The sequence below is a fragment of the Acinetobacter sp. NIPH 817 genome, assembly GCF_000368405.1.
Taxonomy (GTDB): domain Bacteria; phylum Pseudomonadota; class Gammaproteobacteria; order Pseudomonadales; family Moraxellaceae; genus Acinetobacter.
Window position 1 is genome coordinate 1250142 of the sequence record NZ_KB849420.1, and the last position, 16968, is coordinate 1267109.

Below are 16968 nucleotides of genomic sequence, written 5' to 3' on the forward strand. Positions count from 1 at the left end.
AATTTATATTTACTTTCCCTGGATTACGAAAAATCATGCAAGAAAAAACCACCCTTGTTTTAAGGGTGGTTTAGTTAAAATGCAGTAATAGTTAGAAGCTTATTTCAATTGTGATCGTGGTACCGGAATGCTCAATATCAGTTGAGACATTAAATCCTCTGTTTTTAAGCTCCTCTTCAACCAGAGTAAGATGATCAGGGCTTATAGCATCAACAGGAAAGCAGAAAGTTGCTTTTCTCTTCCCTTCCTTAGATTCAGACTCAGTACCAGTTAAAATTTTTTCCAATATGACGTCTTGGTTTATTTTAAAGTTTTTAGCATTTTGACGAGCTTGTTCAGCATTAAAGTTGTTAAGCATATTTATCTCTCTAATTATTAATTTATCTAAGTTTATAGCATAAAAAGGCTATATGAGTTTTAGTGTTGTGTAGTTAAAACCAATCAAAGATATAAGTTTATTGGTTGAATAAACTTTCTACCCATTCAATAAATTTTCTCGCATTTCTATTTTTAAAATCTTCCTTATTTGGAATGTAGTAGCACAGCTCTGATTGAATGGGTTTAGTTTTAAACTCCTGTAAAAGGTTCGCCTTAACGAACCTATGGGTAAGTGTATCAGAACAAAATACTAATCCATTGGCAGATAAAGCCTCATGTATGCCAAAAATTTCCTGATCAAATTTCTTAATTATCACCCTCTTTTGGTCCCATCCATTCACCTCAAGCCATGTCTCTAATGGTGGACTTGGTAATACTTTATTTTTCCATTCTGTGGTGAATAACGTTATTGGCTCACTCCTATCTTTGGACAGAGTAAGGTTAGATACACCAAATACATTAAAAGACTCATATTTAAGGACATCTTTAGAAGGTACTAAAGATACATCACCATATCGAATAGGCAATGTATATAAGTGACTTTCTAAAGCTTCGCCTGTAGAGAATTCAACTGAGATATCGGGGTGCAATTGATAAAATTCATTTATAGAAGGAATTAACAACATTGCAGCGAGTGAAGACGTACTAGCCACTCTCACTACATTTCCATTTACTGTTATTTCATCTAATGCATCTTCAATTTTACGAAACCCTTCAGAAATTGCCCCAGCAAGTCTCTCTCCGGTGGTTGTAAGCGTTATTTTTCTTACTTGTCGATGAAATAAATCAACATTTAATCTGCTTTCTAGATTAGTAATATGATGTGAAATCGCAGTTGGTGTTAGCGAAAGTTCTTCAGCAGCCAATTTAAAACTACCCAATCTAGCGGCTGATTCAAATGCCTTAAGTGCTTGCAAAGAGACTTGCATGCTTTCTCCAAAGTTATATTTATAGGTGACCTAAACTCATCTATAAATGTAATTTTCTCGTTTGTCTACTTATCTTTTAAAACTCAAAATAAATTAAACCTTAACTTTTTGGAATTTATGATGAGTAAAATATTACATATAGATGCTAGTGTAAGAGCTGCGATTAACCCTAATCCAAACCATAATTCGATTTCTAAAAATATTGCCAGCCGATTGGTCAGCTCATGGAAAAAGCAACTGGCTATAGATGAATATATCTATCGTGATGTAGGAATGAATCCCCCACCATTTATTAATCAAGACTGGATTGATGCTGTATTCACACCTGAAAATAAAAGAACTCAAGCTCAATGTGATGTTTTATCTATATCAGATCAGTTAATAGTAGAAGTTTCGAGTTCAGATATTATTCTAATTTCTTCACCTATGTACAATTATGGTATGCCTGCTCAACTTAAAGCATGGTTTGACCAAATTATTAGGATTAATAAAACATTTGATTTTGATCTCGCTCGAGGAGACTTTCCTTTACAACCGCTTCTATCTGGAAAAATTTTAATCATTATCACCTCTAGTGGAGAGTTTGGTTTTGAGAAAGAAGGCATCCGCCATCACATGAATCATCTTGTACCTCACCTTCGCACGCTCAGCAAATATTTAGGCGTAGAGAAAATTTATGAAATTGCTTCTGAATATCAAGAGTTTGGAGATGCAAGACATCTAAAATCATTAGAAAATGCTTTTCAAAAAGTTGAGAAACTCGTAGCTGAACTTTCCGCTTCATATACAGAAAATTCGTAAAATATGAATCCTTAATTTTTAAAATTTAATAATCTACTGACATTTCAACTGAGTTGTATGATTAAAAATAAAAAGCCAACCCAATTGGGTTGGCTTTTTTATTTCTGCACCGAAACAAACTTATAGTTATATATTATTTATATTGAAATTGTTTTTCTTACAACCAAGAATATACAGACCTGTATGTTTAATCAATTGAATTTTTCTCATTTAAGGAGTTAATTTAATTCATTATCAATTTTACAAATTAAAATGACTTCAACCCATCACTTTATTAGCTTTTTAATAAAGTTAATTATTTAATATAACTAATATAAACTTTTACTTTATTAACTATTAATATTGAATATCTATTATTTATAAATAAAAACTACTCAATTTAAATTATTCATTACTCTTCATTAAAAAAGCCCATCACAAAGATGAGCTTTTAAATTTTAACTATCACATCATTTTAAATGGATAGACTTTGTTTTTCTTCTTGAAATAACTGAATTAATGGTTGAGTTAATAGCTCGTAACGCCAACCCAAAAGATAATCAGGTAAATCTTGTTCATCCCCTTGAGAAAGAACATGTTGATGAATTGCATTTAGCCATTTCTTTCTAAGCAATACTTCTTTAGGAATAGAAGTTTCACTTATTGCATGGGCAAGTACCATATCCATTTTATGCAATGTTTCTTTAGATGTTACTTTAAAAGGTTTGGCTATTCTTGTTGGCCATTCACTTTCAATCGGTAAATCTTTAAGTAATTCTAAAATAGTTTTTCCATATTCACGAACTACATTTGGGCGAATATCTTTAACTTGCGAGAGTTGAAAACTATTACGTGGATTCTTTTCAACCATATCAATCATGGTCGAATTTCTAAGAATAAAACTGCGTGGCTGGTTCGTTGCTTTAACAATGTATTCGCGCCATTCACTTAAATTTTGCAGTTGCATCAATTGACGGCGCGAATGACGATAATTACCAACATCGGAATAGAGTAACTCTGTCGGCGTTTCACTGATAATTTCTTTAGTTAAACTACGACAATCTTCAAGAACAAAGTCATAAAGCCCTTTCTGCTTAAGCTGTTCTTGAATATGATGCGCTAACTTCATTATATATAGAACATCATTGGCTGCATAACAGAGTTGCTGAGGCGATAAAGGCCGAGCCAACCAATCAGATCTTGTTTGATCTTTTTCAATGTCAATGTCGAGGCAAAGCTTTAAAGCACCTTGGTAACTTACTTGCAGCCCATGGCCTAAGAAAGAAAGGCCTACTTGAGTATCAAACACATTAAGCAGATCTTCTTCATCAGCGTAATGGTAGATTAAATCGATGTCTTCCCCACATGCATGAAAAATGTTCTGTTGAGCGAGAAATATTTTTTTCCAAAACTGACTTAGATCTAATGAAACACCATCCAACAGATAGACATTGCCATTTACATTAACTTGGCATACTCCAAGTTTAGGCCAGAGTGTGTCAACCTTAATAAATTCTGTATCAAGTCCATATATCGAACATTGATCCATTTTTTGAAGAACATCAACCAAATCGGTTTGCTGTTGGATAAACTGAAACATGCTTTCTCAAGTAAATGCAAAGAGTGCTTAGAACTCTGGTATATATAACATAGAAGTAGGAAATTACCACTTAAACCTTTATGAATACCCTATTTTTGAACAATTTTTCGAAAATAGATATTTTTTTGATCTTTCATTTATATTTTTAAAGTTAACTCCAAATATTCATTGTTTAAAATCTATAAGATTTTTTTCATTCTTATGGGCTTTCATATTTTATTTAATCGTTTTTTAATTAAAGACAAAATAACATTCGTCTTTTATAACTAAATTAATAAATCTAATTCAATTTTATATGACATCAATGAAACAAGCATCGAAATGCTTATTTCATTCTCATACGATTATGAACTGCCTGACTTAAGGTATGGCTATCTACATACTCAAGTTCACCACCTTGCGGTACACCTTGAGCAATACGTGTCATTTGTATAGGTAAGTGCTTAGTCGCCTCTACCAAATAATGAGCAGTCGCCTGTCCCTCTACAGTCGCATTTGTTGCCAAAATCACTTCTTCAATTTTACCTTGGCTTAAACGTTGAATTAGATAAGGAATACCAATTTCTTCTGGACCAATACCATCTAAAGGTGAAAGATGCCCACCTAAAACATGATATTTACCACGGAAACTTCCGCTTTGCTCAATCGCCATTACATCTGCTGGTGATTCAACCACACACAATAGTTGATCTTCTCGCTCAGTTGAGGCGCAAATATCACAAATTTCATGTTCAGTTAAAGAATGGCAAACGCTGCACTCATGAATATAACTTGAAGCTTCATGTAAAGCATGCGCTAATGCAAACGCACCTTCTCGATTTTTCATCAAAAGATGTAATGCCATACGTTGAGCCGACTTCGGTCCAACGCTAGGCAATATACGTAAAGCTTGAACGAGTTGTTCAAATCTATCGCTAAACACAGAATTTCCTTAGAACATGCCCGCTAAGCCAGGTGGCAAGCCCATACCAGAATTCGCTTTTTGCATTTTTTCTTCAGAAATAACTTCAGCTTGACGTACAGCATCATTTACCGCTGCAGCAATCAAATCTTCAATCATATCTGGTTCATCTTGAAGTAATTCAGGGTTAATTTCGATACGTTTTACAAGATAGCGACCATTCATGGTTACTTTAACCAAACCGCCACCAGCTTCTGCATGAACTTCAGTTTGAGCAAGCTCTTCTTTCGCCTTTTTTATATTTGTTTCCATATCTTTTTGCATGCGCTGCGCTTGCTGCATGAGCATATTGATATTCATAACTTTACTCCGTATCTCTATCAAATCTTTAAAGTATTAGGCGTCATCTGGTAATACTTTATAAAAACTTAATCTCATTGAACCAATCTATGCGATTAAAATACACACAGATTAGTGCATTGAACTCAAATTAATCCGTAATTCTGACACAATAGGCTAATGTTTTCTATCAGTATCTCTCGCTCTATTTTACGTAGCGACATGCGTAACATGCTCATACTTAGGTACACTTCCTAAATACTTAGATTGCATACATTAAAATTTTATAAAAACTCATAGCCCTATTGAGATGCCTGTAGACCTTTATCAATTGTTTTATATTCACTTAAGGGAACTTTCTTAAAGGAGGTGTTTGCTTCTTGAATAGATTTATCTGCTTCTTCAACAGACTTCTCTGCATTGTTAATCAATAAAGTTGTCTCATTTACGGGATTCTGACTCGGCTTGGTCAGCAATTTGTATCCAACCACCCCGATTACCCCCACTACAACGACAATAGCAATAGGCTTAAGCATTTTAAAACTCACATTTCTTTTAATTAAATTTACAGTCTTTATACCTTGTACTCTTAGCTCCAATTTAAACAAAATGTAGTTTTTTTATTGTAATTCTGAAATTTGAGTAACATTTAAATATAAAAAAACCATCTCGATAAAAGAGATGGTTTCATGAAAAAAATAACCCAAAAGAATTATTTCAATAAGGATAATTAGATCAGATCAAGACCACGTGAGATATCACGAATAATGTCATTAATATCTTCTAAGCCTACAGATACACGGATTAACCCCTCTTGAATACCAGCCGCAGCTTTTGCATCAGCAGAAAGTTTGCCATGTGTAGTCGTTGCAGGATGGGTAATTGTTGACTTCACATCACCTAGGTTACCAGTAATCGAAATAAACTTAGTATTATCAATAACCTTCCAAGCACCTTCACGTTCGCCTTTAACAACGAAAGAAACAATTCCACCAAAACCAGTTTGCTGTTTAGCGGCAAGTTCATGACCTTCATGAGCTGGTAAGCCAGCGTAGTAAACTTTTTCTACTTTTTCATGAGTAGATAACCATTCTGCAAGAGTTTGAGCACTCTCACAGTGTGCCTTCATACGCAAACGTAAAGTCTCTAAACCTTTTAAGAAAACCCATGCATTAAATGGACTCATTGATGGTCCAAGCGTACGGACAACACCAAAAACTTCTTCTAATAACTGATGATTACCAACAACAGCACCGCCTAATGCGCGCCCTTGCCCATCTAAATATTTAGTCGCAGAGTAAATGACAAGGTCTGCTCCAAACTTTAATGGTTGCTGTAAAACAGGCGTACAGAAGCTGTTATCAACTGCAAGTAATGCACCATTCGCATGAGCAATATCTGCAAGCGCTTGAATATCTGCGATCTCTGCTAGAGGGTTAGACGGTGACTCAACAAATAAAAGTTTAGTTTCTGGACGTACTGCGTTTTTCCAATCGTCCAAATCACATAAATCGACAAATGTAATATCTACGCCAAACTTGGCAATATATTTTTCAAACAAGGCAACAACTGAACCAAATACTGCTCTTGAGCAAATAACGTGATCACCCGCTTTGAGATAAGCCATAGTAACTGACAAAATCGCGCCCATTCCAGAGCTTGTCGCAACAGCACGTTCAGCACCATCTAAAGCTGCTAAGCGTTTTTCGAACATCGATACAGTCGGATTGGTAAAACGAGAATAGATATTTCCTTGAACTTGACCAGAAAATTTTGCTGCAGCTTCTTCTGCATTTTCATATACAAAAGATGATGTCAAAAAAATCGGTTCGCCATGCTCACCTTCAAAACTACGAGTATGTCCGGTACGAATGGCTAAAGTATCAAGTTGGTATTCTAAATCATCAGACTGGTTCATTAAATGTTCGCCTTTACTGGTCATGTACTAAAAACTATCATCATTTTGAGTGTCTAAGGTATTTAAGGTCAAGGTAAACCTTAAAATTATCGCTTAGACTTTATTCAATCTTTAGTAAATAGTTGGTAAAGCAAGATGAAACGCTTAAAGTCCCTTGTCTCAGAACAAAGCCAAATCAAGCACCTTTCTGCCCGACTATTTCATTCAAAAACATTAGTACTATCTCAAAGCACTCCCTTTGAGGTGATTGGCGAATTCAATCAAACGCGTATTCGTTATTACGCAGCAACACAAAAAAAATTTAAAGAACCATTAGTGTTTGTTGCCCCACTCGCAATTAATATGGCGATTTACGATTTATATCCTTATCGTTCACTTATTAAATACTTTCAAAATGCAGGTTTTGATGTCTATTTGGTCGATTGGGGTAATTTAAAGTTTAAAGATAGACACCTTAACTTTTTATCATTTATTGAAGATTTCATTCCTAAAGCAATAGAACACGTTCGCGCACATTCAGGAAGTGAGCAAATTTCGCTCCATGGCTGGAGTATGGCAGGCATATTCGTTACTTTATATGCTGCTCTGAATCAACCCAACTACATTAAAAATTTAATTGTTCTTGGTAGTCCAATAGATAGTTATGCATCTGGCCATATTGGCAAGCTCTATCAAACCATAAATCATTTGATTAGTCGTAATAAGAAAATTAAGGAACGTATTTACTCTGGATTACCAAAACGTCTGATCCACAGTCCCGGAATTTTAAATTCATTAGGTTTCAAAATTCTCGATCCTAAAGGTTGGTTTGATGGACATCTGCAATTGCTAAAGAATCTTGATGACCTACAATTTGTACAAGAGCATGCAACCCTAAGTAACTTTTTAAATAATATGATTGACTATCCGGGTGGTATTAATCAAGACATGTTGTTTAATGTTTGGCTACAAAACCCGTTAAAACGTGGCTTTATTCAGTTAAAAGATAAGAAAATCGAATTAAAAAATATAGATTGTTCCCTCTTAGTTGGCGCGGGTCGTAGTGATCAGCTGGTCAGTGCTGACGCTGCTTCGCCATTAAGTCAATTGACAAGCAGTCAGGATGTCACGTTTACTCTCATCCCCGGTGGTCATTTGGGCCTAATGTCGAGTCAAGCAAGTGCTCTGGAGTTTTGGCCGAAATTGGCTACATGGCTCGCCGAACGTTCAACACAAATTTAAGGATAAGGTCATGAGTCAATCTGTTGCATTTATTGGTTTGGGTGCAATGGGCTACCGTATGGCAGCGCATTTACCAAAACGCTTCGATACTGTCTATGTATGGAATCGAAATTTTGAAAAAGCCAAACAACATGCAGCAGACTATGGCACTCAGGCTGTCTCATTAGAGCAAGCCGTACAAGCAGATATTATCTTTTCATGCTTACCGACAAGTACTGATGTAGAAGCGCTTATTAGTAGTGTAGAAATTAAATCTGGAGCAATCTGGATAGACTGTACCAGCGGGGTTCCTGACTCTGCCCGCATCTTAGCTAGCTCATTAAAGCAATTAAATGTTGATTTTCTAGATGCTCCTGTAAGCGGTCAAACCGTAGGAGCTGAAAATGCAACTTTGACTGTAATGGTGGGTGGCGATGCAGCAGCTTTCGAACGTGCATTACCAGCTCTAGAAGCGGTAGGAAAATTAATTAAACATGTGGGTGAGTCAGGTGCTGGATTTGCAGTGAAAGCAGTTAATAATATGCTACTCGCGGTCAATCTTTGGTCTGTTGCAGAAGGTTTCAGTGCTTTAAAAGCACATGGGGTAAGCTTGAACGAAGCTTTAGAGTGTATTAACGCTTCAAGTGGTAAAAGTCTGGTGACAGAGACTATCTTTCCACAGCGTGTATTGAGTCGCGAATTTCCAGTAACCTTTGGCTTGCCTCTTCTTGCCAAAGACACAGGAATTGCTTTGGATTTAGTCCAGCAAGCAAAGCTTCCTGCCCCGCTTTTGTCATTAACACAAAGTTTGATCCAAGCTGCTCATTTAACTGCTGAAGACAACAGTGACTTCTCTGCGGCAGTTAAAATGTATGAAGCATGGACAAAGATTACATTAGAGTAAATTTAATCTTTTAGAGGACTGCCTATTAAACTTAATTTTAATAGGCTCAATAATGAATAGTATGAAACCTCTAACATAGCAAACTCATGTCATTCATTACGAAAAATTTTCTATATAAAAGCATTAAGTATGTGAAAGATTATTATTTTTTACACTAAGCAGGTGCTTTATTAACCTTTTTATAATCGGAGGAGTTAAAATAGTTTACAATCATTTGCGCACTTTTATCGGATACAACCTTAGCTTGTTTCATTTTTGCTGAATAAGGGTTGGCAAGCATACAGCTAGGAAGCAAAGTATTAGCAAGTGGTGGAAACTTTTCTCTTCCTCCCAAAGTAATTCTTTCAATAAAACTAGCCAACCACATAATATATTCTCCTTTATTTTTATATGTTGGCATTAAACTGATATCGAGTTTAGCTGAACATTCATTTGCTGGCTTATTTAAACATTCTTCAAAATCAATAAAGTTATATTTTAATTTATATGAAGTATCTTTTATCTCTTGTCGGATCATACTAACTAAGCGATTCAAGTGTTCAATAATATCTTCTGAGAAAAGCTTTTCTTCTTCAGATTTTTTATAAATGCTTTCAGCAACGAGTAAAAACTGTGACATTCTCTATTTCCTTTTAATCTTGTCTCCGATGAATCATCAGATCCTTTAAGGAAGTATGATGAACATAACATTGCTATATGTAAGAGGGTTAGACTAAAAAGTAACTACAATAGTAAAAGTGAAAGTTGCATGCGAAACGTATCACACGAATTAAACATATAGCCAAATATAACTCGTAAGAATGGGGTTAAATTAATATATTTCGAAATAACTTAAATAAAAAAAACCCATCTCAATTTTAGAAATGGGTTACAAAAATAAAAAACTATCAAACGCAGCAATTTAAGGACCATATAATAGAAGTTAAAACATGCAAAATCAATACATCTTTCAATTGAAGTGTAAAATAAGATTACTTTTAACGTGCTTATATTTTACAGCTTAAAAGAAAAAGCCCATTTCCGTCTAAATTAAAATGGGCCCAGTGAATTCCACTTAATCCTAAAAACAAAAACTGTGATAATTATCACGTTTTGTGTTTTTGATAATGTCATTGCTCATCCCCTTTTTCATTGACCTAATTTCAAACTTCATTTGTCTATTTAGCAAATGAAAAGGCTATAAGATCTCATCTTTTGCTAAAATTTTTTATATCTGATCACCTCAATCAGCAGCATATTTTTATATCTTCAATAAAAGTTAAAAGTGAATTAAAAAGAATCAAATTCTAAAAAAATATATATAATTTCTCTTAAGTTTATGTTTTTATTTGATTTTTATAAATTATTGATATCTAAAGTTTTTATTTGTTTTATGAACAAATTATCACCCAAAATGACATTTGAGTAATTAATAATCATTGAAATATTGGTAATAAACCTTATATTGAGTACAGGTTCATACCTTTAACTGAGGAAACGCTCATGAATAAATTTATGGTTGCAGTCTTTACTGGCATGGTGAGCATTGCTGGTTTAAGCGTTCAAGCTGCAACGCCTGAGCAAGAATGTCAGAAATTGCAAGACGACTATAATTTGATTTATGCATCAAAAGGCTTTTGTTTCAAAGATCCTGATGCTAAAGAAAAATATGGTAATGAAAACTGTCATACGACAAAACCAAAGTTTTCTGACAAAGAGCAACAACGTCTTGATGCTATTAAAGAGCGTCAGAAAGAATTGAAATGTAAATAATTTTAAAGGAATAATACATGGCATACGATGATCAAAATATCTTCGCAAAAATTTTACGCAATGAACTTCCAGCGATAAAAATCTATGAAGATGATCAAGTTCTAGCTTTTATGGATATTATGCCTCAAGCCGATGGTCATACATTAGTTATTCCAAAAACACCTGCTGTAACGCTACTTGATTTACCCCCAGAAGCAGCTGCATATACCATCCAAATTGTTCAGAAAATTGCGAAAGCAATGGAAAAAGCCCTCAATTTGGAAGGTATCGTATTGATGCAACTTTCTGGAGCAGCCGCAGGACAAACTGTTCCGCATGTTCATTTTCACCTTATTCCTACAAATGTGCATCAACTTGGAAGACATGCTGTAGAGTTAGGCAATCAAGAAAAAATTAAAGCTTTAGCTGAGAAAATTAAAGCAGCTCTTTGATTTTTAATCTATTAAAGCGGAGTTTTTACTCCGCTTTTTTTCGTCTAAAAACTATAAAAACCTAAAATAATTAATTTATTTCTAAATTTTAATCGTCATAAAACTGTCATTTATTTTTCACGCCCTTGTCACAAAGTTTACCGATACTGCTTAGCAAGTTGGTGAGCTTTTGTAACTTTTTGTACATAAGTCAACTACAAAATAAATAGTTAACTAGGCATACGCCATTTTTAAATACCTTTTGGAGAAATCTCAATGAAGAAATTGCTACTCGCTGCCGCAGTTGCAACTTTGAGCATAAAAGCGGTGCAAGCAGCGCCAACTTTGTATGGCAAACTAAATGTTTCTATTAACCAAGTTGATAATAAAAATTTCGATGGTAAAAGTGATGTTACCGAAGTTAACTCAAACTCTTCTCGCATTGGGGTAAAAGGCGAAGAGAAATTAACTGACAAGTTATCTGCTGTTTATTTAGCTGAATGGGCAATTTCTACTGATGGTTCAGGTTCTGATACTGACCTGAGCGCTCGTAACCGTTTCATCGGTTTAAAAACTGAAGGTGTTGGTACTTTAAAAGTAGGTAAATACGACTCTTACTTTAAGACTGCTGCTGGTGGTAACCAAGACATCTTTAATGACGATACACGTTTAGATATTACCAATATCATGTACGGTGAAAACCGCTTAGATAACGTAGTTGGTTTTGAACTAGACCCTAAATTATTAGCTGGTTTAACTTTCAACATTATGGCTCAGACTGGTGAAAGCACCTCTGACAGCAAACAAGGTGAAACTGGTAAAGACAGCAAGAATGACAGCTTTGACTCTGTGTCTACTGCACTTGGCTATGAAAACAAAGACCTTGGTTTAGCAGTAGCTGCTGCTGGTGACTTTGGTATTAAAGGTAAATATGCGGCTTACGGTCTGAAAGATGTTTATACAGATGCTTACCGTGTAACTGGTTCTTATGACATCGCAAAATCAGGTTTTGTTGTAGGTGCTTTATGGCAACACGCTGAACCTACTGATGAATTGACTGCATATGGTCAATCATATAAATCAGATGGTTCAATCGATAAAGCTGGTAAAGCTTACCGTGGTTTAGAGGAACAAGCATATGCAGTAACAGCTGCTTATAAAATTCCTAACACTAAACTTAAAGTGAAAGCAGAATATGCTTCTGCTGAAACACAAGTAAGTGGTCAAGCAGATCGTAAAATTGATTTGTACGGTTTAGGTCTTGATTACCAAATCAATAAACAAGCTCGCTTCTACGGTATCGTTGCTCAACAAAAACGCGACTGGTTGAATGATGACGACAAGCAAACTGTTGTAGGTACTGGTATCGAATATAACTTCTAATTAGTTATCTTTGATTCATATCTAAAATAAAAGGGCTAATGCCCTTTTATTTTATTGTTCAGATTAAAAAAGCCGATATACAAATTATCGGCTTTTTTTAACTTTGTAGCTTACTTTAAGAAACCACTTACAAGATTCATGACGTTTTGAATGTCTTGGTTTGCTTCTTGATGATCGGTACTGTCACCCTGAGGTGTTAATGAGTCAATGACTTGAGGTAAGACCGAAGCAATTGCACCGTAAACTTGCTCTTTTGGAGCTTGAGCCTGCTGGGCAACTTGCTCAATATCTGTTGGGTTAAATAGACTTTGTAATTGCTGGGTAGGAACTTCACTATTACTTTGATTTGGATCAACCCAGCTTTGAACTTGGTTACCTAAACCCGCACCTTTTAACTTTTCTAAAGCAGCCTGCAAACCACCTTGTTGTTGAACCCAACCTAAGATTAAAGGTACAACTGCAATTAATAAACTTTGTACGCCACCACTTGCTTGAGGTGCGTTATTATTATTTCCAGTCACTTGACCTAATACAGAACCTAGTACGCCTCCAAGGCCACCTTGAGCGCCAGAAGAAGTATTGCCCCCCATTTGTCCGAGTACTGAACCTAAAATTCCACCTAAACCACCTTGACCTGATGCTTGCTGGTTCCCACCTAAAGCCTGCTGAGCCAAAATTTCTACAATGTTGCTTAAATTTGTCATGTAAAACTCTTATGTATGGTTTATACACGAGCATACGCGGGTTCTTGTTAAGACAGCAAAAGCCAAATTGTTAAATTTTGAAAGAGATTTCGTGGTCTCTTACCAGCGAAATTTATTCCAGTTTTCCGGGTTCGCCCAAAACTTTGAATTAAACCAATCTGGAACATGCTTATAGGTCAAGATGTTAAATTGCCATAAAGCGAAATCACTATCATGTGACGTTTTATCAATGAGTTGAGTGAAACCTAGCGAACGCAATAACTGTTCATCACTGCGTTTACTTACCACAACAATTCTTTTTGCTAATAAATCTCTTAGCTTCACTAATAATTGTGATTTTTCTACTTCAGTTATGTTCTGCATTTCATCTGTATCAAACAATACAAAACCCAAATCATAACGCTGAGTAAAAGGCAGACTTAAAAGCTCAGTTACGGTAAAATAGTGCCATTGAATTGCGTTATTCTGGTCAATTTTCTGGCCAATACAAAGTGCAGTATGAATGGGCTGTTCGTTTGATAAATCGTCTAGCATAGAAGTGATGACATTTTGTTCAGCCATAACTGCAACCCTTAATTGAAAGATGTGAGTTTAAACTTTATGGAACTACAAGGCATTTGCCATAAAATGCATGCAGGCCTAAAAGATGCTAGTGTAACTGATCAACAGACAACCAAGGCAAATGTTGAATACAAATTTGTATTAGACCGTTCAGAAATTGATCTTCCTTTTAATTTAGGACAAGAACTAGAAATCGAATGGACAGGTAATATTTATTGCACTTCTTGTGGCACTAAAACACCAAAGTCTTATTCTCAAGGCCACTGCTTTAAATGCTTTAAAACTAAAGCAGAATGTGACCTATGCATTATGAAACCTGAAACATGCCACTATCATTTAGGTACATGTCGTGAAGATGATTTTGCACACAATGTTTGTTTCCAACCGCATATTGTGTATTTGGCAAATTCGAGTGCTTTAAAAGTGGGTATTACTCGCGTTAGTCATATGCCAGGTCGTTGGTTAGATCAAGGGGCAACCCAAGCCCTACCTATTTTAAAGGTTGGATCACGCCGTTTATCTGGTCAACTTGAAACTATGTTTGGTTCTTTAGTTGCTGACAAAACTGATTGGCGCAAACTCCTTAAAGGCGAAGCTGAACCTTTAAATATGGTTGAACAACGTGATCAGTTAATCGAAGAGTTTGCACCTAAAATTCAAACTATTCGTGAGGAATTTAGCCAAAATCTTGAATTTAACGAAACTGTTGAATTATTAGAAGATGAATTGCCACGTGAGTTTGTTTATCCAGTTGAACAATATCCTGAAAAAATTAAGTCTCTAAACCTAGATAAAACACCAAAAATTCGTGGTGTATTACAAGGTATTAAAGGGCAATATTTAATCTTTGATATTGGTGTTATTAATATCCGTAAATATACGGGTTACGAGCTGATCGTACGTGCTTAAATAAGTTTTAAAGCCCCTAAAATGGGGCTTTTTAATTAATATATTTAAGATAATCTGTTTCTAAATAGCCAAGCTGCCAAAGGTAAAGTGACCAGTCCAAGTATGATCATTGGAATAAAGTTGAATTTGACTTGTGCAAAGCCTGCACCTTCCAAATAAACTCGTTGTACCAAGTTAATTCCAAACCTCAATGGATTTGCGTACGTTGCTATTTCGAGCGCTTTCGGCATATTTTCTATAGGTGTAAGTAAACCTGAAAGCAACATTAAAGGCATAATCAATAAGAACGTAAAAAGCATGGCTTGTTGCATATTTAAAGATAATGCTGAAATAGATAAGCCCATACCCACTACAGCCACATTAAAGCTCAATAAACCAAAATAAAGCAGCCCAATAGAGCTATTCATAGGAATTTTAAACCAGAACAAAATAATCAATAAAATAATAGTTGACTGCATCAGCCCTACAAAAATTGGCGGTAAGGCCTTACCAATCATAATTTGTAATGGCGTATAGGGTGTCACTAATAACTGATCAAATGTGCCCTGCTCACGTTCACGCGCGACTGATAAAGCGGATAAAAGTAATGTTTGCATCATACTTAATGCTGCAATTAATGAAGGCATTAAGCTCCATCGAGACTCTTGATTTGGGTTATACCATGTTCTTGTTTCAAGGCTAATCGGCAAAGCTGAGTTAAATTTTTGCTGATTAAACTGACCAATAATTTTATTTAGATATGAACCTACCACGACGGCGGTTGATGAGTTCCTGCCATCAACAATGACCTGTACAGGAGAGCTCTGGTTATTATTTAATTTGCTCTCGAAGTCAGAAGGAATCGTAATTACAACCAATGCCTGACGGCTATCAATAACCTGTTTGATTTGACCAGTATATTCAAGTGTTGCAACTCGCTTAAAAATACCAGAGCCATCTAGTTTTGAGATGAGTTCATGTGAGACCTGCCCATTGCTCTGGTTTAAAATTGCATAATCGACATGGTTAACATCATAAGTAGCAGCATAACCAAACAAAAGTGCCTGCATAAGGGCTGGTACAAATAGAATAACTCTATTTGCAGAGTCACTAAAAATGGTTAAGAATTCTTTTTTGACCAAAAAACTTAAATGTTTTAGCCAAGCGATTAGTTGCTGCCACATATCTTTATCTCAACCGTTTTTTCAGTGAAAAGTTCACAGCACATATCAAAACAATGATATATCCCAACAGAAAACCGCATTCTTTAAACCATAACTTCCAATCATCACCTCCCATAAATAAGGTTTTAATTAAAATCATAAAATGCGTAGCTGGAAGCAACTGGCTAATAATTTGCACCACTAAAGGTAAGTTACGCGTATCAAAAACAAATCCAGAAAGCATAAGTGCAGGCATAAAACTTGCCAATAAGGCAATTTGACTCGCCTGAAACTGACTTTGCGCAAAGCCAGATATAGTTAAACCAAGTAATAACGAGACAATTAAATATAGAAATGAAGCAGATAAAATTGAGAATAACGAACCACGCATAGGCACTTCAAAAATAAAATATGCAGCAACAATACAGATCACGATATCAATCATGCCGACCACCACATAGGGAATGAGTTTTGCTAATACAATTTCAAATGGCCGTACAGGTGTAACAAATAAAGCTTCTAGAGTTCCCCGCTCCCTTTCACGGGCAATAAGCAGCCCCGTTAAAAATGCGCCAATTAAAGTCAAAATGAGTACCATTAAGCCAGGGACTAAAAACCAAGTACTGTTACCAGATTCGTTAAACCATATTCGTTGTTCAATATTAACGGCGCTTGACGTTGCTAATATTTGCCCGCGGTCAACTTGTATAGACGGGGCGGTAGCTAGAGCCCCTGCAACATAACCTTCTAAGGCTGTTGCTATGGTGGTGGATGTCCCATTTAATAATAGTTGAACCTTGGCATTACCTTGCTGTGCCTGACTGGCAAAATCTGAAGGAAAATGCAAAATGGCATCAATTTCGCCATCTCGAATGGCCTGCTCTGCTTCAGGCAAATTATGAAACTCTTGACTTGTTAAATATCGTGAGCCATTTAAACCAGCTAAAGCCTGATTGATCTGCGGTGAAGACTGATCAACGACAACGCCGACTCGGGCCTGATTTAAGTCAAAAGAAAGTCCATAACCAAACAGTAGAATTAAAATAACAGGCAAAACGAGTCCAATCCCGAGGCTGCTTTTATCACGAATGAGCTGCTTAGTTTCTTTACGAACTAACGCTGTCAGCCGATTCCAAAATCCCAAGCTCATTGCAGACC

The 16968-nt window shown here is 35.7% G+C and carries 19 protein-coding genes; 7 read left to right on the forward strand and 12 right to left on the reverse strand.

The window, feature by feature from the left end; genetic code table 11:
- Nucleotides 1–91: 91 nt before the first annotated feature.
- Both F968_RS09510 and F968_RS09515 read right to left on the reverse strand, forming a co-directional pair.
- Nucleotides 92–358, reverse strand: a complete 267-nt coding sequence (locus F968_RS09510) for a hypothetical protein (protein WP_004792549.1) — start codon at nucleotides 356–358, stop codon at nucleotides 92–94.
- A 97-nt stretch (nucleotides 359–455) separates the two neighbouring features.
- Nucleotides 456–1307: a LysR family transcriptional regulator gene (locus tag F968_RS09515; protein ID WP_004792551.1), complete on the reverse strand. Its 852-nt coding sequence runs from the start codon at nucleotides 1305–1307 to the stop codon at nucleotides 456–458.
- Nucleotides 1308–1424: 117 nt separating this feature from the next.
- Here F968_RS09515 and F968_RS09520 point away from each other — a divergent pair, with 117 nt between their 5' ends.
- Nucleotides 1425–2108: an FMN-dependent NADH-azoreductase gene (locus F968_RS09520; RefSeq protein WP_081399516.1), complete on the forward strand. Its 684-nt coding sequence runs from the start codon at nucleotides 1425–1427 to the stop codon at nucleotides 2106–2108.
- A 454-nt stretch (nucleotides 2109–2562) separates the two neighbouring features.
- Here the strand turns inward: F968_RS09520 and F968_RS09525 are convergent, their stop codons facing one another.
- From F968_RS09525 to F968_RS09545, 5 genes are all read right to left on the reverse strand, one after another.
- Nucleotides 2563–3687: a ribonuclease D gene (locus F968_RS09525; RefSeq protein ID WP_004792555.1), complete on the reverse strand. Its 1125-nt coding sequence runs from the start codon at nucleotides 3685–3687 to the stop codon at nucleotides 2563–2565.
- Between the two features lie 325 nt (nucleotides 3688–4012).
- Nucleotides 4013–4609, reverse strand: a complete 597-nt coding sequence (recR, locus tag F968_RS09530) for a recombination mediator RecR (RefSeq protein ID WP_004792557.1) — start codon at nucleotides 4607–4609, stop codon at nucleotides 4013–4015.
- A 9-nt stretch (nucleotides 4610–4618) separates the two neighbouring features.
- Complete coding sequence (locus tag F968_RS09535; RefSeq protein WP_004792558.1) at nucleotides 4619–4948, reverse strand: YbaB/EbfC family nucleoid-associated protein; 330 nt, start codon at nucleotides 4946–4948, stop codon at nucleotides 4619–4621.
- Nucleotides 4949–5229: 281 nt separating this feature from the next.
- Complete coding sequence (locus tag F968_RS09540) at nucleotides 5230–5463, reverse strand: hypothetical protein (RefSeq protein ID WP_004792560.1); 234 nt, start codon at nucleotides 5461–5463, stop codon at nucleotides 5230–5232.
- Between the two features lie 194 nt (nucleotides 5464–5657).
- The gene (locus F968_RS09545) at nucleotides 5658–6845 is read right to left on the reverse strand and encodes an O-succinylhomoserine sulfhydrylase (RefSeq protein ID WP_004792562.1); all 1188 of its coding nucleotides are present in this window, start codon (nucleotides 6843–6845) and stop codon (nucleotides 5658–5660) included.
- Between the two features lie 135 nt (nucleotides 6846–6980).
- On the opposite strand from F968_RS09545, the gene F968_RS09550 reads away from it, so the two are divergent.
- Together F968_RS09550 and F968_RS09555 are read left to right on the forward strand one after the other, a co-directional pair.
- Nucleotides 6981–8066: an alpha/beta fold hydrolase gene (locus tag F968_RS09550; RefSeq protein WP_004792564.1), complete on the forward strand. Its 1086-nt coding sequence runs from the start codon at nucleotides 6981–6983 to the stop codon at nucleotides 8064–8066.
- A 10-nt stretch (nucleotides 8067–8076) separates the two neighbouring features.
- A complete protein-coding gene (locus F968_RS09555) occupies nucleotides 8077–8949 on the forward strand; it encodes an NAD(P)-dependent oxidoreductase (RefSeq protein WP_004792566.1) in 873 nt (290 codons plus the stop codon).
- Between the two features lie 154 nt (nucleotides 8950–9103).
- On the opposite strand, the gene F968_RS09560 is transcribed toward F968_RS09555, so the two are convergent.
- Nucleotides 9104–9568 (reverse strand): hypothetical protein, encoded by a 465-nt coding sequence (locus tag F968_RS09560; protein WP_004792568.1) that lies wholly within the window; start codon nucleotides 9566–9568, stop codon nucleotides 9104–9106.
- Between the two features lie 863 nt (nucleotides 9569–10431).
- Between F968_RS09560 and F968_RS09565 the strand changes: the two genes are divergently transcribed.
- From F968_RS09565 to F968_RS09575, 3 genes are all read left to right on the forward strand, one after another.
- The gene (locus F968_RS09565; protein WP_004792570.1) at nucleotides 10432–10701 is read left to right on the forward strand and encodes a YARHG domain-containing protein; all 270 of its coding nucleotides are present in this window, start codon (nucleotides 10432–10434) and stop codon (nucleotides 10699–10701) included.
- A gap of 17 nt (nucleotides 10702–10718) precedes the next feature.
- Nucleotides 10719–11132, forward strand: coding sequence for an HIT family protein (locus F968_RS09570; RefSeq protein ID WP_004792572.1), 414 nt, complete (start codon nucleotides 10719–10721; stop codon nucleotides 11130–11132).
- A 255-nt stretch (nucleotides 11133–11387) separates the two neighbouring features.
- Entirely contained in the window at nucleotides 11388–12494 is a 1107-nt protein-coding gene (locus tag F968_RS09575) for a porin (RefSeq protein WP_004792573.1), read from the forward strand.
- Nucleotides 12495–12604: 110 nt separating this feature from the next.
- Here the strand turns inward: F968_RS09575 and F968_RS09580 are convergent, their stop codons facing one another.
- On the reverse strand, nucleotides 12605–13198 hold the full coding sequence (locus F968_RS09580) for a YidB family protein (RefSeq protein WP_004792575.1): 594 nt from the start codon (nucleotides 13196–13198) through the stop codon (nucleotides 12605–12607).
- A 99-nt stretch (nucleotides 13199–13297) separates the two neighbouring features.
- Nucleotides 13298–13759 carry a DUF6231 family protein gene (locus F968_RS09585; protein WP_004792577.1) on the reverse strand — a complete coding sequence of 154 codons (462 nt, stop codon included), beginning with the start codon at nucleotides 13757–13759 and terminating at the stop codon, nucleotides 13298–13300.
- Between the two features lie 39 nt (nucleotides 13760–13798).
- Between F968_RS09585 and F968_RS09590 the strand changes: the two genes are divergently transcribed.
- Nucleotides 13799–14668: a DUF2797 domain-containing protein gene (locus tag F968_RS09590; RefSeq protein ID WP_004792580.1), complete on the forward strand. Its 870-nt coding sequence runs from the start codon at nucleotides 13799–13801 to the stop codon at nucleotides 14666–14668.
- A gap of 44 nt (nucleotides 14669–14712) precedes the next feature.
- Here the strand turns inward: F968_RS09590 and F968_RS09595 are convergent, their stop codons facing one another.
- Complete coding sequence (locus F968_RS09595; RefSeq protein ID WP_004792583.1) at nucleotides 14713–15831, reverse strand: ABC transporter permease; 1119 nt, start codon at nucleotides 15829–15831, stop codon at nucleotides 14713–14715.
- Between the two features lie 4 nt (nucleotides 15832–15835).
- Nucleotides 15836–16960, reverse strand: a complete 1125-nt coding sequence (locus F968_RS09600; RefSeq protein WP_004792585.1) for an ABC transporter permease — start codon at nucleotides 16958–16960, stop codon at nucleotides 15836–15838.
- Nucleotides 16961–16968: the final 8 nt, after the last annotated feature.